General features: G+C 48.1%; 16 protein-coding genes. 3 read left to right on the top strand and 13 right to left on the bottom strand.

Annotated elements, in window-relative coordinates; all coding sequences use genetic code 11:
• Positions 1 to 188: 188 nt before the first annotated feature.
• The gene (locus J7623_RS13990; protein WP_291920969.1) at positions 189 to 1049 is read left to right on the top strand and encodes an AadS family aminoglycoside 6-adenylyltransferase; all 861 of its coding nucleotides are present in this window, start codon (positions 189 to 191) and stop codon (positions 1047 to 1049) included.
• 72 nt (positions 1050 to 1121) lie between these two features.
• Positions 1122 to 2105 (top strand): SUMF1/EgtB/PvdO family nonheme iron enzyme, encoded by a 984-nt coding sequence (locus J7623_RS13985; protein WP_291920967.1) that lies wholly within the window; start codon positions 1122 to 1124, stop codon positions 2103 to 2105.
• A 61-nt stretch (positions 2106 to 2166) separates the two neighbouring features.
• Here the strand turns inward: J7623_RS13985 and J7623_RS13980 are convergent, their stop codons facing one another.
• The 9 genes from J7623_RS13980 to J7623_RS13940 all read right to left on the bottom strand — a co-directional run bounded on the left by J7623_RS13980 (position 2167) and on the right by J7623_RS13940 (position 17043).
• Positions 2167 to 5292 carry a glycosyl hydrolase gene (locus J7623_RS13980; protein ID WP_291920964.1) on the bottom strand — a complete coding sequence of 1042 codons (3126 nt, stop codon included), beginning with the start codon at positions 5290 to 5292 and terminating at the stop codon, positions 2167 to 2169.
• Between the two features lie 5 nt (positions 5293 to 5297).
• The gene (locus J7623_RS13975; protein ID WP_291920962.1) at positions 5298 to 7184 is read right to left on the bottom strand and encodes a family 20 glycosylhydrolase; all 1887 of its coding nucleotides are present in this window, start codon (positions 7182 to 7184) and stop codon (positions 5298 to 5300) included.
• Positions 7185 to 7210: 26 nt separating this feature from the next.
• A complete protein-coding gene (locus J7623_RS13970) occupies positions 7211 to 8257 on the bottom strand; it encodes a DUF6528 family protein (protein WP_291920960.1) in 1047 nt (348 codons plus the stop codon).
• Positions 8258 to 8261: 4 nt separating this feature from the next.
• Positions 8262 to 9383, bottom strand: coding sequence for a hypothetical protein (locus J7623_RS13965; RefSeq protein WP_291920958.1), 1122 nt, complete (start codon positions 9381 to 9383; stop codon positions 8262 to 8264).
• A 15-nt stretch (positions 9384 to 9398) separates the two neighbouring features.
• Positions 9399 to 10955: a RagB/SusD family nutrient uptake outer membrane protein gene (locus J7623_RS13960; protein WP_291920956.1), complete on the bottom strand. Its 1557-nt coding sequence runs from the start codon at positions 10953 to 10955 to the stop codon at positions 9399 to 9401.
• 11 nt (positions 10956 to 10966) lie between these two features.
• Positions 10967 to 14332, bottom strand: a complete 3366-nt coding sequence (locus J7623_RS13955; protein ID WP_291920953.1) for a TonB-dependent receptor — start codon at positions 14330 to 14332, stop codon at positions 10967 to 10969.
• A 214-nt stretch (positions 14333 to 14546) separates the two neighbouring features.
• On the bottom strand, positions 14547 to 15707 hold the full coding sequence (locus J7623_RS13950) for a FecR domain-containing protein (protein ID WP_291920951.1): 1161 nt from the start codon (positions 15705 to 15707) through the stop codon (positions 14547 to 14549).
• An 87-nt stretch (positions 15708 to 15794) separates the two neighbouring features.
• Positions 15795 to 16328, bottom strand: coding sequence for an RNA polymerase sigma-70 factor (locus J7623_RS13945; protein ID WP_291920948.1), 534 nt, complete (start codon positions 16326 to 16328; stop codon positions 15795 to 15797).
• Positions 16329 to 16461: 133 nt separating this feature from the next.
• Positions 16462 to 17043 (bottom strand): RNA polymerase sigma-70 factor, encoded by a 582-nt coding sequence (locus J7623_RS13940; protein WP_291920946.1) that lies wholly within the window; start codon positions 17041 to 17043, stop codon positions 16462 to 16464.
• Positions 17044 to 17192: 149 nt separating this feature from the next.
• On the opposite strand from J7623_RS13940, the gene J7623_RS13935 reads away from it, so the two are divergent.
• Positions 17193 to 19520 (top strand): glycoside hydrolase family 127 protein, encoded by a 2328-nt coding sequence (locus tag J7623_RS13935; RefSeq protein WP_291920944.1) that lies wholly within the window; start codon positions 17193 to 17195, stop codon positions 19518 to 19520.
• A gap of 97 nt (positions 19521 to 19617) precedes the next feature.
• Here the strand turns inward: J7623_RS13935 and J7623_RS13930 are convergent, their stop codons facing one another.
• The 4 genes from J7623_RS13930 to J7623_RS13915 form a co-directional block, all read right to left on the bottom strand.
• Positions 19618 to 21402: a RagB/SusD family nutrient uptake outer membrane protein gene (locus J7623_RS13930; protein ID WP_291920942.1), complete on the bottom strand. Its 1785-nt coding sequence runs from the start codon at positions 21400 to 21402 to the stop codon at positions 19618 to 19620.
• Positions 21403 to 21426: 24 nt separating this feature from the next.
• Entirely contained in the window at positions 21427 to 24828 is a 3402-nt protein-coding gene (locus J7623_RS13925; RefSeq protein ID WP_291920940.1) for a TonB-dependent receptor, read from the bottom strand.
• Between the two features lie 95 nt (positions 24829 to 24923).
• Complete coding sequence (locus J7623_RS13920) at positions 24924 to 25907, bottom strand: FecR family protein (protein ID WP_291920938.1); 984 nt, start codon at positions 25905 to 25907, stop codon at positions 24924 to 24926.
• A gap of 98 nt (positions 25908 to 26005) precedes the next feature.
• Entirely contained in the window at positions 26006 to 26566 is a 561-nt protein-coding gene (locus J7623_RS13915; protein WP_291920936.1) for an RNA polymerase sigma-70 factor, read from the bottom strand.
• Positions 26567 to 26626 lie beyond the last annotated feature (60 nt).

Genomic DNA, 26626 nt, shown 5'->3' with positions numbered 1-26626 from the left:
AGGTAACCTTCCATGGAACGCCTACGGTGGGCGTGGCAGATGGGTGCCCGATTGGGTAGAATACGTACGATCGTTGCAGCAAATGGAAAAGTAGTGCCATTAAGCAAAATAGTCACCTTTATCAGCAGACCTGATGGTGTCACTTTTTTTTCTACATTTAAATAGTTGAATTTTTAAACAAACACCAGATGAAGAACCGGAACAAAAAATTGGATGAAATCATAACATGGGCCAGGAACAACGGCATTATAAGAGCAGTATTGCAAACCAGCTCCCTGACCAATCCTAATGCGCCACAGGACGATTTCAGCGACCTGGATATAGAATTGGTCATGGATGATTTGCCCGCATTTTTACAAGACGACAGTTGGCTTTCCACCTTTGGAAAAGTGATCGCGAAAGTGGCAGAGGACGTGGATGCTTTTGACGGCAAAAATGCAATGCGGATGGTACTGTATGATGATTATGTAAAAGTGGATTTTAAACTTTGCAGCAAAGCAGTATTTATAGCAGAAGTGAACAACGAACAATTGCCGGAAGATTGGGATGTAGGTTATAAAGTATTGGTAGATAAAGAGGGACTGACGCATCACATGAAAGCGCCTACATATCAGTCGGTGATCATTGAAAAGCCAACGGAACAAAGATTCAACCAGCTATTGAATGATTTTTGGTGGGATATGACCTATGTAGCCAAATGCCTTGCCCGCGACGAAATTTTCTATGCAAAATTCATGAGCGAGGATATGATGAGAACGGACTATTTGGTGCCGATGATTGAATGGTATATTGCAGTAAAACACAACTGGAATATTACTACCAACAAACATGGGCGTCTATTTAAAAAATATCTGCCTCCTGCACTCTGGCAACGAATAGAAGCCACCTTTTCCGGGAGTGATATCGCAGACAATTGGCGGGCATTATTTGCCTATGCCGACTTAGGACACGAGTTAGGGGTGGAGCTGGCCGAAGTATTGGGGTATCAGTATCCTCAACAATTAGAAAATGACATCAGGACTTACCTGGCTTATGTGAGAAAATATTAAGAAGAAGGAATGACCAGGCAGGCTTTCTGAAAGTTTGGCTAAATTAGCGCGCATTAATCATCCTGAATTTTCATGAGTATAACCCATATATACGACCGCAAGTTGTGGAATGCCTTACCCCGGTCTGAAGCGGAGAAGATCTTGCAACAGTTGATCAATACCCGGTTCCCTGAATTTACGATCAGCCATTTTGAAACGTTTGAGAAATTTGGGCAGCGTACTTTTACCGCTGTGCTGTCGCTGAACGGAGCTGAGTTTGTTTTTGTGCCCGGCGATACCGTGGTATTGGGCCTTGACTCCTGGAATATACCCGCCGAAAACCGCGCTAATATGGGCGCTATGTTTAATGATAATTTTGAGGAGATGGACAACTACATCCGCGAGCGGCTGTCGCCGGTGCGTACGGTGACCATCGGCCCTATGATCGTGGAACGAAACTACCAGGCAACAGGATATTTTCCGGTAGCGCTAACAGATGAGCGGCTGACAGCGGATGAATATTTTGAGAAAACTTTCGCTGAGGTAAAAGCTTCCTCACGGGAGCACTGGAATTATACGGTGAATGATGCTTTCCGGCTGGTAAAAGACGGAGACCATATTCAGGCATTCCTGTATCAACCCTCTTCTCACCAGGAACTGGTTCAGGAAATAACCGCCACCGGCTTCCGCCTGCCCACGGAAGATGAATGGGAATACCTCTGTGGCGGCGGCTCCCGCACGTTGTTTCCCTGGGGAGATGGGATTGATTACAATAAAAATTATGCGTATGCCAGAAGAGAAGGCAGTGAGGAGGAAAATTACCTGGATACGCCCAATCAGTTCGGACTGGTGATCGCCCATAATCCATATCACTCCGAGGTAATGATGGATAGTAAATGGTTCCTTAAAGGCGGCGATGGTGGTTGTAACCTCTGTGGCGGTGGAGGATTGGATCTTGGGTATCTCAGTGTGGGCACTTATTTCCGGGATCCAGGTATTTTCGATGATGATATGAACTATAAAGAAGAAATTACGGGAGATTATACTGTAATAAGACGGATAAAGAGGATCGCGTAAAATACGTACCCGGCTATACGAAAAAGAAGAGCGCCTGCAGACGCAGGCGCTATAGTCATCATCACCGTTGAACTATGATCCTGTAGTCTTTCAGGAGGCCATAGTCATATAAATCGTATTCGCTACCGGGTGGTTGTACCTTTATATTATACCACTTTCCGGGATCTACCAGGCCGGGAACCGGCTTATTGTAGAATGGTCCTAAAACATTCTTTAAACTACCAGTTATATTTACTGCTATTTTATTGCTTCCTTTTTTTACCCATTTGCTGATCTCGAGCCGGTTGGGTTCACCGATGATATTGCCCGCCAATACACCATTCACTTCTACAGTGGCTACGGTGCCTTTCCAATTGTCGAGTTCCACGGCATAGGTTTGAGCGGGGTTGGCTACGTTAAATGTTTTTGTGTAAGAAATTTGCTGGCCATATAGTGGTAAACCCTGTTTATTCCAGGCACCCGGTTGTAAAGGCTGCGGCGCCACTATATCCCATCCCTGCTGCGCCGCTTCCAGGTTGAAGTTGCCAAGAATATAAATGGGTTCTATTTCTGCAAATACACTCATGGGAGATACGGTCACCGCAACTTCGTTGTCGCCGGTTTTCAGGTGGTCACCTATTTTAAAGACGCCATAAGAACGGTCCAGCCACCATTCGCCGGGTTCGTTTTTTACGGCAACGCCGTTCACTTTTACATCTTTCCAAAGCCCCGGTTGTTCAATAACCGCTTTAAACTGACGGGTATCTATGCCGGTTTTTATGTTAAAATGATACACCGCCGTATAGCCGGTACCGATAGAGAAGGTGTCCCTGCTTACAATGGCATTCTTGTACTGTGTACGGTTATTCCATGGATTGCCCACACCATCGGTAAATCCGAAATGTTTGAATGCTGTGTTGGAAGCTACGCCTACATGGAGGTGGCTATAATTGGAATCCGGCCGATGAAGATACAGGTCGCAAAAATCGATCGTCAGGGTGTTATAGGCCGGTCTGTTTACCACTGTAGGAGAAGCATCCACCGTTACCCAATCAGCGGGTCTATTCCTTTCTTGATACCCCGTCATCTTTTTATCAGCCACAAACAGCATCAGGCTACCCGCGGGCGGCACGTTGAATGCAAACGTCACCGCGGTATTTTGTGGGGTATACGCATAACGGGAGATATTCCCATCTCCCAAATCCAGGGCCAGTACATCCTTACCGGGCATGGTGATTTTGCCGATTGCTGTATTGGTCATACTGGCATTGGTGAGCAACAGCAGCTCTCCATTGGCCAGTTTACGACGGTGGTGATAGATATTGCCGCCAATGCTATCGCCGGTTGCAGGTACCATGCTGAAGCCAGTATTGTGTAGCTGTTGCTGAAGCGACGCCCGGCTTACCTCGCTGACCTTCGGCAAGGGGAGCGCTGTGAGTTCACTATTGGCTGCACCATCCACCAGTTGCAGTTGTTCAAAACAAACCACCTGCCCTCCTGCAGCGATGAATTTTTTCAGCAGGCGGAAAGTAGGGCCGTCAATGCTTTCCATGCCTGGCGGAATGACCACTACCTGGTAGCCACGTTGACCGATGACAAATTTATTTCCATCCACGCGGCCATGATCTTTGATGATATTTTCTGAGCCCAGGTCATATTCAAGGAAGGACCGCTGCATCAGCGTTACGAAGTCGTTGAAGCGTTTGGTGATATCGAAGAAGCGTTTATTTTCCGCATCACGGGCATAATACATCCAGGCGGAGGTAGTAGGCTCCAGTACAAGTATGTCATTATGTTGCTGCCCCCTGGAAATGATATACTGCATGCGCGAAAAGTAATGATTCATACTCCGGTAGTATGGCCACCATGGCTCATGATAAGAGTAGCTTGGTGGATAATCATATTTTCGTGCACCCCTTAACGTCATGAACGAAAGATGCTGATTCATGAAGTTTACGCCAAGTACGTATTGCCAATCCGCCAGGCGTTTCATATCCTTGAAGGTTAATTCCCAGCCGCCACCACCGTAGGTTTCAGAGAGCGTGCGGGTTTTACCCAGTTGATTCGCCACACTGCTCAGTTCTTTCACAGCGCGTATATTGCCAAACTGCACCGGTTTATCTTCGTTATATTGATTAAACAGCATATCAATGCCGGGCATTTGATGCCAGGCATACATGGCCATATTATCAGGACCATGATAGGGACTGGGCCAGCCATGTTCCCAATAATGTCCTGTCCAGGTCAGGTGTTTGGCTTCCATGTAAGTGGATACCGGTTTGGACCAGCGGTCAATAAACAACTGCAGCAGTACCTGGTAATAATTGTGGCGTACCTGCTTCCAGTTGCCGGTTTCTATGAAGAGTGACGGCAGTTGCAGGCGTAAATCGTAGCCCCAGGTCTTGTAAAAAGTATCGAACAGATCCGGCGTCCAGCGTACACAATTCTTTCCTTCATTGATGATGGTAGGTTCATCAGAAAAAACACCTTTGATGGTTTTGCCGAATTCGTTGCCTGCTACTTTTTCGTAGCCTTTGTAAGTAACATCAATGAATTTTTCGGTAACGTCTTTCGCCATCAGGTCTACATACGATACCCCAATAGGACCCGCTACTGATCCACGGTTGGAGCGTTGGTAGTTTACTTTCTTAAAGAAGCGGTAGTTGCCGGTTTTATCTTTTTCATCTGCCAGGTGAGCGGTGATATCTTTATACCTGCCATTTTCTTCTTTCAAAAAAAGAAAGTAAGGAGAAAGGTTATCCGGCAGTTTATTGGCTTCCTCCATGTAAAGCATCTGTCCCTGGTTGTAAGCCTCCGGCATTTCATCAGCTACCAGCCCTCCGGCAAAACCGGTAGGATAGGAGTTTTCATCATAGATCCAGATGTTAAGACCTGCCTTCTTACCTTGTTCCATGGCATATTTAAACAGGTCGTACCAGTCTTTGGACAAGTATTCCGTGATCAATCCCGGGCGGGCGTGAATGATCACGCCGCCGAAATCATTTTTACGGTAGTCGTTCAGCATGGAGTCGATATCGCGTTTGTTCACTTTTGAATTCCATACCCAGAAGGGCACCGTGCCGAAATCTTTGCCGGGCGCCTTAAAGTGGGAGGCGATGTCTTCGAACCGTTGTGGCTGTTGGGCCTGTACACGGCCTGTAGCCAGTAAAGCAGCGAATAAGATGGTATGATAGAATCTTTTCTGCATGGCGGTTATTGTTTGTTAGGTGGTTGACTATTGTCCAGCAGTGTGCGTGTAACAATGCTTCTGCGGCCTGCAGGGGTAACAACAATTGTTTTCAACGTAATGCTTTTGCCCCTGGGAACGTTGATAGTAATGGGCCCCGTATATTCATGATCGTAGTCGCCGGGCGGCCTGTTATTCAGCGTGTAATATACTTTCGCGCCAGGTACGGGCATTTGTTTTATTTCAAATGGAAACGCATCCGTCACTATCGTTGAATCAAACAGCGGGAACACTGTAGGTACCCGGTAGTTCATCCCGGTGCGGTCAAACACTGCCAAATGAGCAGGTAACGCTGTATTGGCAAAGCGGGAATAATCTTTCTGCCCGGTGCTGGTCCAGCTGCCTTCTGCCAGGGCGAGGAGGCGGGGCAGCATCATATATTGCAGTTTGGAAATATCCGGGATGTTTTCCGTCCAGATACAGCCTTCTATTCCCAGGATATGTTGAAGATCTGCGGGGGATAGGGAAGTGTATGCGGGGTTATAGTCGTATGCTTTCCAGGCCGGGGCATCGCCGCCATGGCTGGAGGGCTCCTGGTCGGAGGTACTTTGCGCGTAATCGAAATACAGGCCGTTGTTACCCGGTGCCAGCACAATGTCAATACCTTTTTTAGTTTGAGTGATCGCACCTTTTTCACCGAAGCGATTCATCACCGCTACATGATCATCCAGGTCGCCTTCCATGATCTCATCCCAGCCAATGAGTTTTTTATTTTTGGAAAGAATGATTTTATTCAACCGGGATATGAAGTAGCGTTGTAATTCATGCGTGTTTTTGATCTGGTGATCCCGCATAAATTGCTGTATGGTGGAATCCTTTTCCCAGAAGCCTTTGAAGCATTCATCGCCACCGATATGGATATAGGGATAGGGAAACAGGGCAGCTACTTCTGTGAAAACCTTGTCCAGGAATTCGTATACTTTTTCATTAGTGGGATTAAGGGAATTATCTACATACATTTCATAGCTACCATCTGCAAACCATTTGGAGAAAGAGCTACCGGGATTTACGCGGATGCTTTTATCGCGCGTAACGCAAAGCTCAGGGTATGCTGCAATGGCGGCCATGGAATGCCCCGGTACATCTATTTCAGGCAAAATTTCAATGTGGCGTTCGGCAGCGTAGCGGATGATGTCGCGCACTTGTTCCTGGGTGTAGAAGCCACCATCAGTAGCCTTTTCGCCGGGTTGCGGCGGCAGGGTGTTCCCGCTGAACTCTATGCGGGGCACGCGCCAGGCGCCTACCTGTGTAAGTTCAGGGTAGCTTTTGATTTCCAGCCGCCAGCCCTGATCATCTGTAAGATGCCAGTGGAAACGGTTAAGTTTATAATATGCCATCAGGTCCAGCAGTTGCTTAATCTGTGGTACAGTAAAGAAGTGGCGGGAAACATCCAGCATTAATCCCCTGTAGCCGAAGCGGGGGGCGTCTTCTATGGTCATGCACGGAATGGCATTGTTGCTATTGGTAGCCACCAGTTGCAGCAATGTTTGCATGCCATAAAAAATGCCTGCCTGCTTGCCGGTGAGTTTAATACGGGTGGAGGTTATCTCCAGGCGATATCCTTCTGCCGGCAACTGTGCTGCGCCCGCAGCTGTGATGAGCAATTCCTGTTTTCCTTTGGTGGCTGAGGCACCTGTGATTATCCGGGTATTGATTTTTTGCGTACGCAGTTGATCGCGGAAATAGGCGATGGCAGGTGATGCTGCGTCCTCTGTGCGTATCACGGTGTTGGCATTAAAAATAAAGTGGCCGGTATTCATTTTCACTGCCTGTGGCATCGGGATCAGTGCAGGCAACGTGTCGGGTGTGGCACAATGGCCGGCACTGATGCCCGCGAATGCCCAACAGAGCACGGTAAATATTTTTTTGCTAAAGTACATTACTGGTAATTGTCGTAAACGATTTTCACTTTATAGAAACAGGCGCCATTCACAAGCCGGGAGCCTTGCAGTTGTCCGCCGGAAGTATAAAAATCCACTGTGCTGGTAGACCAGTTATTCAGGGAGCAATATGCGGCAGGACGTGGGTTTTTATTGGCATCGGGGCGAACGAGTACGATTTGTCCGCTGGGTTGATTGCCGATTCCTTTTACAAAAGTTAAGTTATTTGTAGGGGAAACGGAAAAGCTTTTTGTGGTTTTGTTGAAAACATATTCTCCTCCGTTACTGGTTACCCATAGCAGGTTGGTGTTATTGTAGTAGGCGCTGACTTCGTGTCCCCACGGTGTTGGCAGTACAGCGCGGTATTGTTTCAGCTCTGCCAGTTCCGGCAGGGCATCTGTGCCGGTGATGGCCAGTGCTGTCAGGATGTGCGCGTTGTTGCTCATATCCTGGCCGGTAACCCACAAACAGTTAAGTTGGGGATCCCAGAGTACGGCATGTGCAGCGCCCAAAGTAAACTCCGTATAGTAGTTAGCGTTAGCACCCTGTGAGGTGGCATATACCCTGATCCAGTTGCCATCTGAGGCTGCTACGGCGAGGTTGCCGTTAGGCAGCAATTCGGCGGAGTGCAGGTTGCCGGATATCACTTTCGACCATACCCGTTGCCCGGAAGGCCAGGCGATGATGGCGGCGAAGCTGTTGTCGGTGATGGCGGCGAAAGTATTGTTTTGCCAGATGCTCATCTTCCTGACTTTAAAATCAGTACCACCGCCGAATTTATTGATCTCATCGGTGGTGAAGCCGAGCGTGGTGGTGGGCGACCAGCGCCATTTCTTTGCTTCGGCAGTGTTCCAGTCGGTGGCGGAAGGATCGTATATTTCTATTTGTTTGGAAGCATCGTTGGTGAGTGCCAGCAGGTTTCCCTGGTAAGGTTTGGCAGAATCCACCGGTTGTGGATTTGTACCGGGCCCCGGAGCAGTATTCGCTCCGGGGTTTTTGGTACAAGCCGTAAGTACTACTAACAAACCGATAATGATTTTCTTCATGATATCAATAATAGTTAGGATCGAATGTTTTGCCTTTATAGATAGCTGACCCTTGCACGGTGCGGGAGCCGATAGCAGCGCCGGTGGTGGCATCGTAGAAATTCACGGTGGTGGTGCACCAGCCATTTGTTGTGCAACCACTGTTTGGAATAGTTTCCACCAGTGTATTCTGACCAGGCTGGCTGCTGATTGCCTTTACAAAGGTTTGTTGTGCCGCGCCGGGGATGTCCTGGAAGGTGCCCGTTGAAATTTTGAAGATGTGGGTACCTCCGTTGGTAGACAGCAGCAACTGGTCCGGGTTGTTTACATCTGCAGATAAATCGTGTCCCCAGGCCTTGGGCAGTTTGGGATACACGGCGATAGTATCCAGTTTGGGATTCGCAGCAGTGCCGCCAGACCCTGGCGCGTTATAAGCATATTTTACCAGTTTATTCCCCAATGCCCACAGTACCTGGTGTGTTTGATCCCACAACAGGGCATGTGCGGACGGAAGAGAGTATTGTGTGTAAACACCATGATTGGGAGCAGGTTGGGAAGAAGAATAAATGCGGATAAAACCTACTGCCGGCGGTGAACTACTGCCGGCACTCGCCACCACGCAATTGCCATCAGGTAGGATTTCCATCGCATGAAGGAAAGTAGTATCGTTGAATCCCATTACCCAAAGTTTCTGACCGCGTGTACCTGTGCCCGTATACCTGGCGATGGTAGCGAGCCGGTAGGAGGTTGCCGTGATGACCTGGTTCGTATTGGCAAACACTGTGTTGTTACGCACCTTGATATCGGTAGGGTCACCCCAGAGCGGAATTTCGCTGGTAGCGTTGTACGACAGGGCGGTGGTAGGCTGCCACGTCCACTTCGGAGTGGTCCAGGAGGCATCTGCCGGATCGTAAACTTCAATCCGGTCTGGTACCTGGTTGGTGATGGCTACCCAGCAGCAGGTGCCGGCCAGCGTGGATGATGCTTTTTCTGTGGGGGCGGTTTTCACTTCTTTCATCTCTTTCACTTGTACCTGGGTCGCTTCCCGCGTACATGAAACTGTAATGGTAGTCAGCGCCAGCAGTGCTCCGCAGGCATAGGCCGACCGTGAGGACGCCTGGCGTCCCTTCAACATAAGCTTCTTCATGATAGAAAGTTTTAGTTAGTATCCTGGGTTTTGTGTGAGTTTATCATTCAGCAATATTTCTGCATTGGGAATGGGAAACAACAGCCTGTCCTGTGTTACATTATAGCTACCGGGCAACAGGTAACTATACAGGGCTTTTTGCTTCGCGCCGAATGCAGTCATCACGGTAATGGCTTTGCCGGTACGAACCAGGTCCAGCCAGCGTTTGTTTTCGAAGGCCAGTTCCACTCTTCTTTCCTGCAGGATAGCAGTTTGCAGGGTAGCTTTATCGGTGCTGCTGATGTTGTGAGTGGCATCGCCGAAAGCGCGTTCTCTCACTGCATTCAGGTAAGGTAATGCTTCTCCTGATTTGCCTTGTTCATTCAGGCTTTCTGCCAGCAACAGCAGTACTTCTGCATAGCGGTATAGCGGCCAGTCGTCGTTGGTTTGATTGCCGATGGTATGCGTATGCAAAAACTTTTTAGGGAACGGGCGTCCTACTTTACCTGCAGGTGGCGTGTAGTTCAAGGCTGATTTAACAGCGGTAGCGGTGAAATCGTCGCTCGCATTGAAGGTGCCTTCTGCAATGGCGATAGAGGCATCGAGACGGAGGTCACCGCTTTCGTAGGCGCTGATCAGGTCCTGTGTAGGCGTATTGAAGCCACCTACAGTAGTTACGTTGTTATAGTTTACACCGGTTACGATAGTAGTATTGGTCATGCGCGGGATGAAATTGTACACAGAGGCGTCTGTCATTGCCTGTGGCACCGCGAGGCTGGTGTTGGTCTGTATCTCAAAAATAGATTCTTTGCCATTTTTGTTATTCAGTTCAAAAGCATCACTGTATTTCGGGAACAGGGAGTAACCCATGCTGGTCACCTGTTTAAGCGCATTTTCAGCGAGGTCATATTTTTTTAAGGTGAGATATACATCGCCGAGCAGCGTCAGTGCAGCGCCTTTGGTGGCGCGGCCTGTTTGCGGGAAAGATGTTGCCGGAAGTTTGGCGGCGGCATCTGTAGCATCTGCGATGATCAGGTCGTATACCTGCTGTGCCGTAGCGCGGGGAATATACGTTTCTTCACGTGTCAACGGTGCGCGTTTGTAGATAGGTACACCACCATAGAAGCGCACCAGGTCAAAGTAAGCGAGTGCACGGATAAATTTTACCTGTCCAAGTACGCTGTTGCGGTTGGCTTCTGCCAGTTTTATATCATCAATATGATCAATCACAATGTTGGCAGCAGATATCACACTGAAGGCAGCGTTCCATTTGGGAGGCGTTTGGTTATTGTATTTGTCATCCAGGAAATCGGCGATGTTATTACGATTGGTAGTGGCTACCGCCTGGTCGGATGATTTATAATCGTAGTGGGTATTATCTGAACGCATTTCTCCCATAGCCCACGCGCTCTTGTTGTTGTAGAGGCCACGCAGTTGCGCATAGGCGCCATTTACTGCCAGGTCGTAGTCATTCTGGTTTTTGAAATAGTTATTCAGGTTGATATTGTTCGGATCGTTCTCGTCGAGGAATTTTTTGCACGATACCTGGACCAGACTAAATATTACAAGTATTAAAGAGATGATTTTTTTCATGTTGCTGATTTTTAAAGACCGAGGTTCAAGCCAAACGTGTATGTTCTTTGCAGCGGGTAGGAGCCGAGGTCCTGTCCCTGTTGCGTTACCCGTGAAAGACCGCCACCAGCACTCACTTCAGGGTTGCCCGGATAGCTGGTGAAGATGTATACATTTTGTGCGGAGCCGTATAATCTCAGGCTTTTAATAACCGGTGTTCTGAATTTCCGCAGCGTATAGCCGAGGGTGATATTGTTGATGGTCAGATGGGAGGCATCATGCACGAACAGGGAATTATCGGTACGATAAGCGGCAGTAGTACCTGCTAAAGTACGTGCTACCCGGCCGTTGCCGGGATCTGATTCAGAGCGCCAGCGTTGCAGTAATTCCGGCGGACCATTGAACACCCCATCCAGGTTGTAAGTGCTTTCCTGCATACCGTTTTTCAACTTGTTGCCATAGGTGCCTGACATGGTAATACCCAAATCAAAATGCTGGTATTGGAAGCTGTTGGTTAAACCAAAGATGAAGGTAGGATTAGGATCTCCGAGTACTGTCTGGTCTTCAGGGAAAGTAATTTTGCCATCACCGTTGAGATCTTTGAAACGTACGGTACCTGCCTGGGAAGTAGTGGTGGTGCCTGTTCCATAATATTTAGGACCGGCATCTGCTTCTGCCTGATTCTTGAAAATACCATCGAATACATAGCCATAAAACTGGCCGATAGGTTTGCCCACCAACGTACGGAAGTCCGTAAACTCTGACAGGGTAACACTGGGATCGGCAGCAAATGGAATATTGTTCAGGCCAATACGTTTCACCAGGTTCCTGTTGAAGGCAATATTGAAATCTGTGTTCCACTTGAATTTCCCCACGAGGTTTTTACTGCTGATAGTGATCTCATGGCCCCATTGGCGGATATCACCGAGGTTATCCTGTACTTTAACGAAGCCGGCAGACTGTGGTACCGGGAGCTCGAACAGCAGGCCCTGGGTCATTTTATCGTAGTAGTCGTAGCTCAAATTCAGGCGGCCATCCAATAGTCCGATATCAATGCCTGCATCAAACTGGCGGTTGCGTTCCCAGGCCAGGTCAGCATTGCCAAGGGTGCTTTGTACTTTGCCGGGAGCAAGGTTGCCGGAGAAAGTATAGTTGGAATTGTCGATGCGTGCTACGGAAGTATAGTTACCGTTTAATTCATTATTACCGGTCAAACCGTAAGTAGCCCTCACTTTAAGGAAACTCAATGGTTTGATGTCTTTCAGGAATGGTTCATCACTGGCTATCCAGCTGGCGCCTACAGAAGGGAAGGTGCCCCATTTATTATTTGCGCCGAAGCGGGAAGATCCATCCCGCCGGATAGAAGCCTGTAACAGGTAGCGGTCTTTGAAGCTGTAGTTAATTCTTCCGAGCAGCGATACCATGGTCCAGGCATTGAAGCTGGAAGTGTTGGTAGTAAAACGGGTAGCGGCGCTAAGGTATTTCACACTGTTGTCCGGAAAATCGCGGCCCACCATGTCACTGGCAAATCCGGTAGAACGCTGAAGGCTGAAGCCTGCGAGTGCGCCCAATGAATGGTCGCCAAAACGTTGGTTGTAGTTTAACGTATTTTCATTCAGCCATACATAGTCGGTGTTAGTTAACGACTCCCCTAAGGCGGAGTTATTTCCAGGTGGCGGATTTTCCATGGGCAGTGCATTGAATCCTCCCATAGAAGTAGAAGGGATAAAGCGCTGGCGGTTCATGGTACCAATATCTGTACTACCGGAAGTGCGGAAGGTGAGGTAGTCTGTCAATTTTACTTCAGCAAAAACATTGGCCAGTACACGGAAGCGATTGGCATCATCTTGTACTTCCATCAGCTGGCGTAACGGGTTCGCCCATACGAATTGGTTGGTGAAGCCTGAAATACCCAGTGCCAGTGAGCCATCCGGGTTGTAGGGGGAGCCCATGGTGGGGATCATGGAAGCAGCGGCAAAAATAGCACGTTGCCCGTCTACGTTGAAACCGGTGCCTTGCCTGTTGTTATGTTCCAACTGCAGGGAAGGCGCTACACCAAAACCGAATTTCACGCGTTTGCCTGGTGTGAAATCACCGTTGACACGGAGTGAAAAACGTTTGTAGCCGGTGTTCACGAGAATACCCTGTTGATCGAAGTAGCCGGCTACTACACTGTAAGCGGCTTTCTCAGTGCCGGTGTTCACCGCAATGCTGTAATTCTGTACAGGGGCTGTTCTGGTAAGTGCGCTAAACCAATCGGTACCTTCTCCGTATTGATCCGGGTTTTGATATACTGCCGGAATGCCGCCGGTATAGCCTTCATACTTGATTTTATCTTCATAAAATCCCTTCATGTAAGTAGCCAGCTGTTGTGCATTCATCACTGGCGGAATCAGTTCCCGCATAAGAGAAGCACCCCCATAGTAGGAGTTGAAATTGATTTGTGTAAGACCGGCCTTACCGCGTTTGGTGGTGATCAGGATCACACCATTGGCTGCACGGGAGCCGTACAATGCGGTGGAGGCGGCGTCTTTCAGGATAGTGAACGTTTCAATTTCGTCAGGGTTGATATTGTTGATGTTGTCAGGGTTGCCAGGCATGGGTTGTCCGTCTACTACTACCAGCGGGCGTACACTGGAAGTAAAGGAAGCGGCGCCACGGATGCGCAGGTCCATACCCTGACCAGGGCGTCCGGTAGTTTGTGCTACCTGTGCACCAGGGAGCTTACCCTGCAGCCGTTCTGCGAAAGTACCGGTAGGCTGGTCTTTCATCTCATTTGCTTTCAGTGTTCCTACCGCACCAACTACATCGCGGGCGCTTTGTTTGCCGTAAGCAATTACTACTTCACCGAGTTGTGAGGAGGTTTGCTCCAGTTGTACGTTGATGGTGGTTTGCCCGTTGATGGGTACTTCTTTGGTGGTGTAACCAATGTATCTGAATTCAAGTACACCGCCTGCATCGGGCACATTCAGGGTGTAGGTACCATCTGCGAGTGTTGCGGTACCTATCGTTGATTTTTTGAGTTGTACGGCCACACCAGGTAAAGGATTTTTATTCACGTCGGTTACCCGTCCTTTGATAGTTACCGCTACTGCTGTTGGTGCAGGCGTGCGGGTAATGACGATGGTATTCTGACGGATAGTATAGGTAAATGGCTGGTTGGCGAAACTCCTGGTGAGTACTTCGGCGATGGTGGCATCGGTTACCTGTAAGCTAACAGGTTGTGCATCTTTCAGGATGTCAACATTCCAGAGAACGTTGTACCCGGTTTGTTTTCTGATTTGGCGGAATACATCTTTAAGTGTGATCTGTTTTGCGGATAATGTCATCTTCTGGCCATAGCCGGTGGCATGCACCTCCAATAGCGCTGCGATCATTAACACAATGGTTAGTTTCATAACCAACATGATTTTTTTGCGTGTAGCGCCAGCATACCCCTGGCGCGCGACAGGTATGTAAAATTTCATTACATTTGGATGTTTGAGTTTAAGAATCGATAACTGTGACTACAAAGCATTAAAGATTTGTCCTTTACAGGGTAAGCTCAAATGATTGGCCGGGGGTGCTGGAACACTCCCGGTTATTTTTTGGGACCCTGTTTGTGCAGATTTTTTATGGCATAACGGTGATCCTCCTTCCTTCGAGTTTAAAGTGTACAGCGCCGGTTAATTCCAGCATATTTAAAACTTCAGATACATTTTTAGTACGGGATAAACTACCGGCAATGGCTTTCTTTGAAATGTCGCCCTGGTAGCGTATTTCCACATCATACCAGCGACTGATCTGCCGCATGATGCTTTCTACTTTTTCGTTGTCAAATAAGAAGTAACCGTTTTTCCAGGCGATGGCTTCTTCAGTATCGCCGTTGCCGACATTCATTTTGCCGGTTGTTTTTTGCAATATGGCTTCTTTGCCGGGAGTCAGTGTTACGCCTGTTCCGAGGTAATTCACTTTTACGGCGCCTTCCAGGAGGGTCACCACATTGCGTTGTTCATCCGGGTAGGCGTTGATGTTGAAATGCGTGCCCAGTACCCGCACATTCATAGCGGTATCAGTACCGGAATGAATGGCTACGTAGAATGGCCGGTTGGCATCCTGGGCCACTTCGAAATAAGCTTCCCCCGAGAGGGTTACCTTTCTTTCATTGCCGGCGAAGGTGGCAGGGAAACGCAGGGACGATCCTGCATTCAGCCATACGTTGGTGCCATCCTGCAGCGTAAGCCGGTATTGACCGCCATATGGAGTGCTGAGGGTATTATATACAATGGCTGTGTTGCCGCTGGCCGAGTTGTTATTATACTGTACGTGACCACTATCTGTTTTGTTGACGGCGGCATCGCCCTGGTCGGTGATGATGCCATCTTTTGCGTCTTCCAGTATTACTTTATCGCCGTTGCCGAGTGTCAGCACTGCCTTGTTACTACCTGGGCCTACATCCTGCGCAAGCGCCATAGGGCTGTTGTGTTTTGGTTTTTGCAGGAGCGGGTAGGTGAAATATCCTGCCAGTCCCAGTATCAGCAGTATAGACGCTGCCGCGGAAATATGGATCCAACGGCGTTTCACTGCCTGTTTGGTGACAGGGATGCTGATCTGTTGTTGCAAATGCGTGAGCATGCGCAGGCGTACCTGTTCTTCTTCATGGACATTGTCAGACAGCCATTCGATTTCCGTGTTGTTATGATCCTGGTACCAAGCCATCAGCTCGGCTTCTTCAGCCGGGGTGGTGGTCCCTTGCAGGTATTTTTCAATGAGGTGAATAATGTTGTTTTTCAACGGATGTATTTTATCGTTACAGAGATATGTTCCTTAAGTATTTATTTACCCTTAGTGGTAACAAAAATTTTTTTAGCAATGCCACCGTCACAATTTGAGCCGTAGTTCTTTCAGCGCTTTGGTGAGATGCGCTTCTGCTGTTTTCCGGGAAATACCAATCCTGCTGGCTATTTCGGGGATGGTGAGCCCATCGGTTCTGCTTAACTTAAATACCAGCCTGCATTTTTCAGGAAGTGTTTCCACGATGCCATTGATTTGTTGTTGCAGGAACCGGGTATGGATTTTTTCTTCCTCCCAGATAGCTACCGCTGGATCAGCTGCCTGTACGGCAATCTCGGTGCGGCGTTTCTGGCGCACATACTGCTTAAACACCGAGAGACGTACCGCTGTGGCCAGGTAGGCGCTGATGTTGTCTATATGGAGGTCTTTCCGCCGGTTCCACAGGCTGATGAACACTTCCTGCACAATTTCTTCTGCCACGGTCTTATTCCGGCTGTGTGCATAGGCAATCGCCAGCAGTGGCTGCCAGTAACGTTCATAGATATCAGCAAAAGCGTCCCTGCTGTCCTCCCGGAGAGACATGAGTAACACTGCATCAGTTATTTGCCGCTGCGGTTTCATATTACAGGTAAATGTGCCGGGTGTTGTTACGGTGAAATACAATACCCTTCATAACACGGATCTTATGTTTACAGGAATATGTACCATAAGGGGAGGGGATACCCTTAGTAGGAAGTAATATTTTTTGAGAATTTTAAGAGAGCAGGTATTTAATGAGCAGAATTGCCCACAGGTAAGGGCGATTGAGATGTAGCCGGAGTACTTTCAGGGCTTTGGTGAGATGCGCTTCCGTTGTTTTTTCGGCAATGCCCATGCGCCGGGCTACTTCCGGGATGGAGAGGCCTTCCTCCCTGCTCAGTTTGAATACCAGCCGGCATTTTTCAGGTAGTTCTTCCACAATCCCATTAATATGCTGTTGCATAAAGCGGGAGAAGATCTTTTCTTCCTCCCAGGAGGCTGGCAGGGGATCGGCGGTGGCTTCGATGATCTCGGTTCTGCGTTTCTGCCGGGCGTATTGTTTGAAAACGGATAAGCGCACAGCGGTAGCCAGATAAGCACCTACGTTATCTATAAACAATTCCCCGCGGCGGTTCCACAGGCTGATGAAAACTTCCTGTACTATTTCTTCGGCAATGTTTTTATCGCGGCTGTGCAGGTAGGCGATGGCGAGTAATTGCTTCCAGTAGCGTTGGTATATTTCGGTAAATGCCTCCCTGTTGTCCTCGCGTAAGGACACTAACAGTGATGCATCAGAGTATTGCCGGTACTGGTTCATGCGAATGTAATCCGCTACAAGATTAGAGAAATTAATCCAGCAATTACACCCCGGGATAAAAATTAATATTGTGGAAATATTGTAATTTATTTCACTACTTGTGTCATTGAAAATTAATTGTTATTTTGACAATTATTCCACGGATAAATATGAAAAAGTTATTTCTTTCCCTGTTAGTATATATTCCTGCAATGGTAGCAGGGCAATCGCGTCAACTGCAAACATTTGGTCCGGGCGAAGTCCGGCTGTTGCCGGGGCTGTTCCAGGATGCACAGCATACGGATGAAAAGTATATGCTGGCCATGGACCCCGATCGCCTGTTGGCCCCCTTTCAAAAGGATGCAGGCCTTCCGGTGAAAAAAGATAATTACAGGAACTGGGAAAGCGGGGGGCTGGATGGCCATATAGGAGGTCATTATCTTTCTGCGCTTTCATTGATGTATGCCGCCACCGGAAAAGCCGTGTACCGGCAGCGCTTACAATACATGCTGGATCAGCTGGAAAAGTGCCAGCTAAAAAATGGTAATGGTTATCTTGGCGGCGTACCGGATGGGAAAACGCTTTGGAAGCAGGTAATGGAAGGCAGGGGAGATGCTGTTACCAAAAGATGGGTACCCTGGTATAACCTGCATAAAACGTTCAACGGGCTACTGGATGCCTGGACGCTCACGGGCAGCACCCAGGCCCGCGAAATGCTGCTGCGGCTTTGCCGCTGGAGCAGGCAGGTGACCGGAAACCTCTCCGATGAACAGATGCAGGTAATGCTGCAGACAGAGTTTGGAGGGATGAACGAAATTTTTGCAGCAGTGGCAGAAAAAACAGGCGATACCTCCTGGCTCTATATGGCCAGGCGCTTTACCCATCAGCGATTACTGGGCCCGCTCACCGCTCATACAGACGCACTCACCGGGTTACATGCCAATACACAGATTCCCAAAGTAGTAGGCTTTATGCGAACCGCCCTGGTGGCGCAGGATACCACGATGGAAGACGCAGCAGCCTTCTTCTGGAACACAGTAGTAACCCACCGGAGCATTGCCATAGGAGGCAACAGTGTAAGAGAACATTTTCACGCGGCCGATAATTTCCGCGCCATGCTGGAAAGCCCCGAAGGGCCGGAAACCTGCAACAGTTATAATATGCTGAAGCTAACGACGCTGCTTTTCCTGCATCATCCTGATCGCCGGTTCATGGATTATTATGAACGCACACTCTATAATCATATTCTTTCTTCCCAACATCCCAATGGCGGATTTGTATATTTCACGCCCATCCATCCTATGCATTACCGGGTATATTCTACTCCGGAAAATGCTATGTGGTGCTGTGTTGGCACTGGCCTGGAAAATCATGGTAAATACACAGAGTTGATTTATGCGCATACTACGGATTCACTCTATGTGAACCTGTTTATCCCGTCGGTATTACAATGGAAAAACAAATCCCTAAAGCTGTTGCAGCAGACCAGGTTTCCCGAAGAAGATGTATCCAGGCTTACCCTTTCTTTAAAAAAACCGGCGTTATTCACGATGGCCATACGAAGACCAGCCTGGGTAAAAGATAGCATGACCATTACCGTGAATGGCCAGGAGGTTACACCATCTGCCAGTGTGTCCGGTTATGCGCTGGTGCGCCGTACGTGGAGAAATGGCGATGTGGTGAATATCCATCTCCCTATGACAACATATACCGAAGGCTTACCAGACAGTACGCATTGGGCTTCCTTTCTATATGGTCCGGTGGTACTTGCAGCGGCAACTGATACCCTCAACATGCCCGGATTATATGCTGATACCAGCCGTTGGGGTCAGATTGCGGGGGGTAGTCTGCGTCCCCTGTCTGTGGCACCGGTCTTGAAACTGGATCACCCGGGTCCTGTCAGCCTGCAACCTGGCGGCCATCCCCTGGAGTTTACGGCAGGGGACCTGGTCTCTCAGCCAGCCTTCCGCCAATTAAAACTGGTACCGTTTTACCGCGTACATGATACCCGGTACATGCTTTACTGGCCTTATACCGGAAATACAAAACAGGAGCTGTCGCCTGTATTGCAGGATGAAGAAGGGTTACGGCTCGACAGTATCACGGCAGACCGGGTATATGCCGGGGAACAACAGCCGGAGGCTGATCATCAATTTGAAGACGAAGGAAGCAACACCGGTGTTGCAGGTGAGCAGCATTTCAGGTGGACCCGCCGCTCGTTTTCCTATACATTAAAGGCGGGTGCAGCAGGAAAGTATAAATTGTATATTCGTTACCGTTATGCCAATGCAGCCGACTGTGGCAGCGTTATTACTGGAGGGGAAAAGCTGGTGGAGCTATGCGGACAAGCAAACACGGATAAAAATAACCAGGCAGTGGTAGTGGATCTTCCCACTCAAATGAGCACGGGAGGAGCCATAAAAGTAGTTTTTCAGGCTGCCCCGGGCAAGGCTACGCCGTATATCATGGAGGTACGTTTGCTTAAAGCCGGATATTAAGGGGGAATTACGAATTATGGATTTGTGGGGAGATAGGAGCGAAGCTGGTCTTCGCGTTTACCATCTACCCACAAATCCATAATCCGTAATTCTCTCCTTAATACCCGGGGTTCTGCACAATTCTTGGGTTCCGGTCTATCGCATCCTGTGGTATGGGGTTGAGGTGCATTTTCGCTGTAAATACATGTGGATGATTTAGCGGCACAATTTCATATTTCCATACCCCAGAGTTGTTATCAGGGACGGTGTTCGTGATCTTCATCGCGTGCTTGTCTATATTCATTACGGTATTGGCGGTTTTCCAGCGGATGATATCATAGAAACGTTTGTTTTCAAAGCAAAGCTCCACTCTTCTTTCATGATGAATTGCGGTTCGCATCTCTGCCTGGGATAGTCCTGGTGCAAGGTTGGGAAGATTGCTTCTTTTTCGTACCTGGTTAATGGCATTGTATACACTTGCATCTGGTCCTGCTGCTTCGTTTTGAGCCTCTGCATATCCCAGCAATACTTCTGCGTAGCGATAATAGATGAAGTTGGCTCCGCTTACTGCGCCACCACCGGGCCGCACCACTGGGTTGAGCCGCTTTTTAAAATAATAGGCAGTATTGCTGACATCATCTGTTCCAAAATCAATCTGGTTTTTAGAGGGATGTACTTTATCGATGCGGGTATATATTGTATCGCCTTTATCCATCCAATCCATTTTGTATGGGGCGCCGTCATACACGATCCAGTCGTAGAAGCGTTTTTCACGGCCTACGTATGGATGTTGCGGATCATAGCCTGAGCCAGGGTCTGTGATGGCTTTGCCATTGGCCATATAAAACTGGTCTACCAGTTCCTGTGTGGGACAGTAGTTTCCCCAGGTATAATAAGCGCCGTTGATCCACACGGGCCCACCATATTGTTCAAAGGAGGATCCCATGATGTTGGCCACCACCTGGCGGTCCCATATCACTTCTGAATGATATTCATTGGCTTCATACCAGATGGCCGCAGTATTCGGAAACAGGTCATATACTTTCCCGTTGCCATAAAGGTCAATGAACTGTTTGAAGGTGGTGGCCGCCTTTACCCAGCGCTGTGCGTCGTAGTTGTTGTAGCCGGCTACTTTGTTGGGATCGTTGCCGGCAGCGGGTTGTGCATCGTTGAAGGCGGGGCTGGCGGCGTATAACTCTACCCATCCTTTTAATGCCAGTGCAGCGCCCAATGTAGCCCTGCCGGCATTGGCATCGCCTTTATTGTATTTAGGTACCAGGTAGCCGCCTTTCACGATGGAGTCCAGTTGCGTGGTGATAAAGTTTACGGTTGCTGCGAAAGTGCTTCTGGGCGTGTATACGGCCGCACTGTCCATCGTGTGCCTGTCTGCCGGTGCGGTAATAACAGGTAATCCGCCAAGGTGCATCCACAGCTCACTATAAAAGAAAGCACGGATGAACCGGGCTTCGTCCAGCCGTTTATTCAACCACTCCGGTGAGAAGTTGGTGGCGTTTTTACGCACTTCCGTAATGAAGGTATTGCATTTGCGGATGTTGGTGAAGGTAGTGGTCCAATTGGTAAGATCGCCGGAGCCGGTAATACCGCCCCATACAGTATAATCGTTTGAAGAGGCTACTACGATACCTTGTTTCCAGTTATAGGAAGTGTAGTAAAAACCGGCGTCGTTGTCGTCTGTGAAGTTGTCGAGATTTTCCGGTTGGTTCCAATAGTTGGGTAATGCGCTGTAAATATCATTGAGGAAAAGATCAGCATTCCCTTCTGTACTCCACTGGATGGCATCTGTAAGCTTTGATTTATTGGTATTTTCCAGGAAATCTTTTTTACAGGAGAGGATACTGAGTAACAGTATGGCCACTGGTAACAGCTTTATGTATTGTTTCATGATAGCTCGTTTAACAGGATGAATCTAAAAAGTGACATTGAGTCCAAACACAAATACCTTTTGGTTGGGGTAGGCCGTTTCCAGGTCGGTGTAACCTACTTCCGGGTCCATGAATTTCATTTTGCTGAAGGTGAGCAGGTTTTGCCCCGAGAAATAACAACGGAGGCGCTGCATCTTCATGGCTTTGGAAATGCGTGCAGGAAGCGTGTATCCCAATACGGCTGTTTTCAAGCGCAGGTAGCCTGTTTTCATGATCCAGAAATCGGAAGTCTGGGTATTGTTGGCGTAGGGCGATTGATTGGCGCGTGGATATTTTGCATCGGGTGTATTAGGAGTCCAGTGATTGTTAAAATATTCATACGCTGAATTACTGTTATTATTGTTAAACGGAACGGTTTGGAATCCGCGGAAGTTCAGGCCGGACATAGCAGATCCCTGGAAGAACAAGCTAAGGTCAAATCCTTTCCAGGAGGCGCTGGGGGTAAAGCCATAGGTGATGAAAGGATATACCGGGTTACCGATAACGGTTTCATCATTGGCATCTATTTTTCCATCAGGTTTTCCATCCGGCCCGCTGATGTCTGCATAGCGGATATCGCCGGGGTGAAGTACACCGAACTGGGTAACATTGTATCCGTCGTCGCCATTGATAATGCCATCATGATTTTTATCATCTGCCTGGGAAAACAGGCCCAGTGCATGATAGCCGAACTGTGTGCCGAAAGGCCGGCCTGTTCTGCTGCGATTGGGATTATTACGGGTGGCAGCGGTTTCAAATATCTGCACCATTTTATTTTTAGCATAGCTGAAGTTACCGCTCAGGTTGAGTTGCAGCCCATTGGAAAAACGATAGTTGGTACCGGCAGCTACTTCAATACCATGGTTAACCATGATACCCTCATTTTCATCAGAAAGTCCCAAACCATATTCTACAGGTACAGTAACTGCAGGTGGTAGTAACATGCCTGTTCTTCTTTCATGAAAATAGTCTACTTCCAGTGTGAGTAAGCCTTGCCATAGGGAAGCATCAAACCCTACATCTGTTTTCGTGGATATTTCCCAGGTGATATTGGAATTGGCTTCCCGCGTGATGTTAGAGCCTTGTACCATATTACCGTTTCCAAAAGCATAGGCGTTACCGTATAAATTATAGCCGTTCAGGTATTGGAAAGCCGAGCCGGCCAGGTTACCTGATTTTCCCCACGATCCTCTCAGTTTAAGATAGTTGAGTATGGAAGGATGATCTGCCATGAATTTTTCTTCTGAAACAACCCATCCTGCGGAGAAGGCGGGGAAATAGCCCCAGCGTTTGCCGGGAGCAAAGTAGTAGTGACCATCATACCGTCCGGCAGCTTCAAAAAGATATTTATGATCGTAGATGTAACCCAGTCGATATACGAATCCAAGCTGGCTGCCGGTAATGGTGGAACCGTTATTATCGAAATCATTTTTATTGGAGCTGCCCATGCCCAGTTCATCGATGTTCACCGCAAAGTTGTTGCGACGGGCGGAGAAGCCGGTGGAATCATTCTTGCGGGCTTCGGCTACCAGCAGACCAGTGAAGTCATGTTTACCAAATGTATTATGATAATTAATAAATCCCTGGTAGGTGAAGTACTGGTTTTTTGCATACTCCTGGTTGAGCCAGGTGTAAGGCGCTGCGTTACCTTCCGAAGTGGATACCTGTTTCGTATAGGTGTAAGGGGTAGTGGCAGTATTCTGCGAATAAAAGTAGAATGGTGTATGCCATCCTTTCACCATTACATCGTTGGGATCATAGCTGAAAGTACCTTTGATGCTCAGTCCTTTAATAAAGGGCAGTTGCTGTTCCACGGCCAATGTGGTGAGCAGGGAGGTGGCATCACGGTGGGAGTAGCCTGCATTCAGGATACCCACCGGGGAGTTGCCGGCAAATTCACCCCAGAGGCCATTACTGTAATACAGATTCGTAATGGGAATCAGTTTGTATGCGCTGCGGAATAGTTGCCCCGGTGTGGTAGCGGCATCCACGCTGTTCGTTTTTTCGATGGCGCCAATGAGCGATAAAGACACTGTAGTGGAAGCGGTGGCGCTTACTTCCATGTTAACGTTATAATCGTAACGTTTGTAATTCACCGGTGCAAACATACCATCCTGGTTAAGGTAACCGAGACCGGCATAATACCGGACTACTTTGGTACCCCCGCTTAACTGCAGGTTATAATTTTGCATAGGCGCCTGCATGCGTACCAGGTCTTTCGTATTGGCGATAGGATATTTGTCGGGATCCTTTGCATGCATGCCGGCATAATTATTAATATAATCTTCTGCGAAAGGTTGTTGGGTACCTCCGGGATTTTCGTTCATATAGGCCTCATTACGCAGGCGCATATAGTCCTGTGCGTTCAGCATTTTAGGATAATAGGTAGGCGTTTGCCAGCCGTAGTAGGCGTTGAGGGAAAGAGAAGGAATGCCTGTTTGTCCGCGTTTAGTGGTGATGAGAATTACCCCGTTAGCGCCTCCCAGTCCATAAGGAGCAACGGCTGCAGCGTCTTTCAATACGGTAACGGAAGCGATAGAGCTGGGAGAAATTTCGTTGATGTTATTGCGAATGATACCATCTACTACAATGAGTGGAGCGTTGTTACCGGTAGTAGCAATCCCCCTGATATGGATATCCGGGTTATCTCTTCCCGGTTGTCCGCCGTTGGGACGCATGCTGATACCCGCCACATTTCCTGCCAGTGAATTGGAGATATTGGTAACCGGCGATTTGGCCAGTTCTTTTCCCTGTACGGCCGATACAGAGGCGGTGGAAGACGTTTTCTTCTGCGTGCCGTAACCTACTACCACCACTTCATTCAGGCCACTGGCGCTTTCTTTCAGGATAATGTTGATGGGATCAGCGGTACTTACGGCTTCGGTTTGTTCGTAGCCTACGTAACTGAATACCAGCGTAACACCGGTAGCGGCCTGCAGTTCAAAATGACCTTTTTCATTGGTGGTGGTACCAATATTAGTGCCTTTTATTTTTACGGATACGCCAATAAGTGGATCACCACGTTCATTTTTTACTGTGCCGCTTATTTTAATAGCGTTGGCATCTCCGGAGGCAATTACAATAACATTGTTATCCAATGTTGCATAGCGGAGTGTAGTACCGGTAAATGTTTCCGCCAATACCTGTTCTATAGTGGCATTTTCTGCATGAATAGACACCGGTGGTTTTTCCGGTAGAATATCATCATTGTAAATAAGCCGGCAGCGGCTTTTTTGTTGAATGGTTTTCAGCACCGTTTTAATGCTGACCTTTTCCAGGGAGATACTGATTTTTTCCTGCGATGCAGTGGTCGCGTAAGCAGGTATGATGGAGGTAAGCAGCAATGCCAGGAGGAGCAAACTGCCATGCAGACTTATATTAAAAGTCCGTAGGAACATTAGTTTCATAACATGGAATGTGAGAGGGTGAAGGAAGTAAATAAAGTAAGTGGCTGAGTAGTGTTTTTAGGTCATAGTATTTATTTTTGAAGATGAAGAATAAATTAGTTACTGATATGCACTTCTTTCCCGTTGATCCGGAAATGGAAGGGCCTTGACAGTTGTAGCATTTTCAGCGCTTCGTCTATTGATTCTGTATCGATGATGCCGGTAAACCGCAGTTGCTGCAGGCCGGGTGAATCGAAATGAAAGGTGACGCCATACCATTGGCTCATTTTGCCGGCCAGGTGATCGAAGGTGTCATTATCAAATACCAGTTTATTATTTAACCAGGATATTTCCGGAAGCAGGCCGCTGCTGTCTTTTTCCAGGTGCTGTTGCTGAAAAGCGGCTGCCTGTTGGATAACCGGCACTGTTAACTTTTCTTCGGGTTGCAGCACAATGGTTTTTCCCTGGAACGATACGGCAATTTTTCCACGCACCAGCGTTGTATACACGGCACTGTCGTCCGTATAGGCTTTCACGTTAAATGCGGTGCCGAGTACATGGATCTTTATTTTTCCTGCATGAATAATAAAAGGGCTGCCTTCACTTTTTGCGATATCAAAAAAAGCTTCCCCGTTGAGCGTGATTTCACGATATTGTTTGCCAAAGCTGTTTTTGTCGTAGTGAAGTTGTGTATGGGCGTTGAGCCACACCATAGAACCATCGGGGAGCGTTACCCGTGATTTTCCTGCAGCAGCGCTGAGTTGCTGCAATGCCGGCGTGGTGGAACGTACGTGTTGCCATCCTATCCAACCAACGGCTAGTACAGCTGCTGCTGCGGCGGCGGCCACCAGCCTGTGTAATACCGGGCGGGGGCGATGTGGGAGGAGTTGTGGCTTCACGGCGTCCCATATACGGCTTTCGCTATTATGCGCGTCGGCTACTTCCTGTAAAGGTGTTTGCCATACATTGGCGGCCAATTCCCTGGAAGCGGCGGTTCCTGGATCGTCTTCCAGTAATTTTTCCAGTTCGGATAGCTCCGCGGAAGTTATTTCGCCGCTGAACTGTTTCCCGAGTAATATCCATATACGGTCGTTGCTCATAGTGTCATTGAAAATGATGGAGTAAAGGCACCCGAGGATATAAGACAATAGGAAAGTGTAAATACCCCTAAAGCGATCTGATTTTTTTTGAAAGAAGGTTATTGGGCGTCGGGTAACGAGGTAATCAGGAATGCTTTCATTTTGGTTAATTTTTTTAAGGCAATGCCTACCTGGTTTTCTACTGTTTTTATGGAGATGTTCAGTAGCATGGCTACCTCTTTGTATTTGAGGCCATCTTCTTTCACAAGTTTAAAGATGAGACGGCACTGCGGCGGCAGTTCATGAATAGCCCTGTTAATATGCCGCATCATTTCAGTGTTAATGAGTTGTGCTTCCGGGTTTACTTCATATTCCAGTAAATATGCTTCCTCCAGGTGTAGTGTTTTTTTATGCGCATATTTACGGAGATAGTTCAGCGCAATGTTGCGGGTGGCTGCATAGAGATACCATTTTGGGTTACTGGCCTGGTAGAGACCTTCTTTGTTTTTCCATACGGCAATAAACACATCTGCTACTATTTCTTCCGCCATTTCTCTGTTGTGAACAATGGCCAGGGCTAACTGCAGCAATGGCGTGCAAAAGCAATCATACAATTCTTTAAATGCTTGTGTGTCACCACCGTATATTCTTTTTTGTAATTCAGGAATATCGTTGTGCATGAAGTAAAAATACCCAAATTATATAAAGGCACAAATGGTTAAATATTAAGTGTCTTTTGT

It is taken from the genome of Chitinophaga sp., from assembly GCF_017745275.1.
GTDB lineage: Bacteria > Bacteroidota > Bacteroidia > Chitinophagales > Chitinophagaceae > Chitinophaga.
Note: the sequence above shows the minus strand (reverse complement) of the source record. Positions and strands in the feature narration are given on the sequence as shown.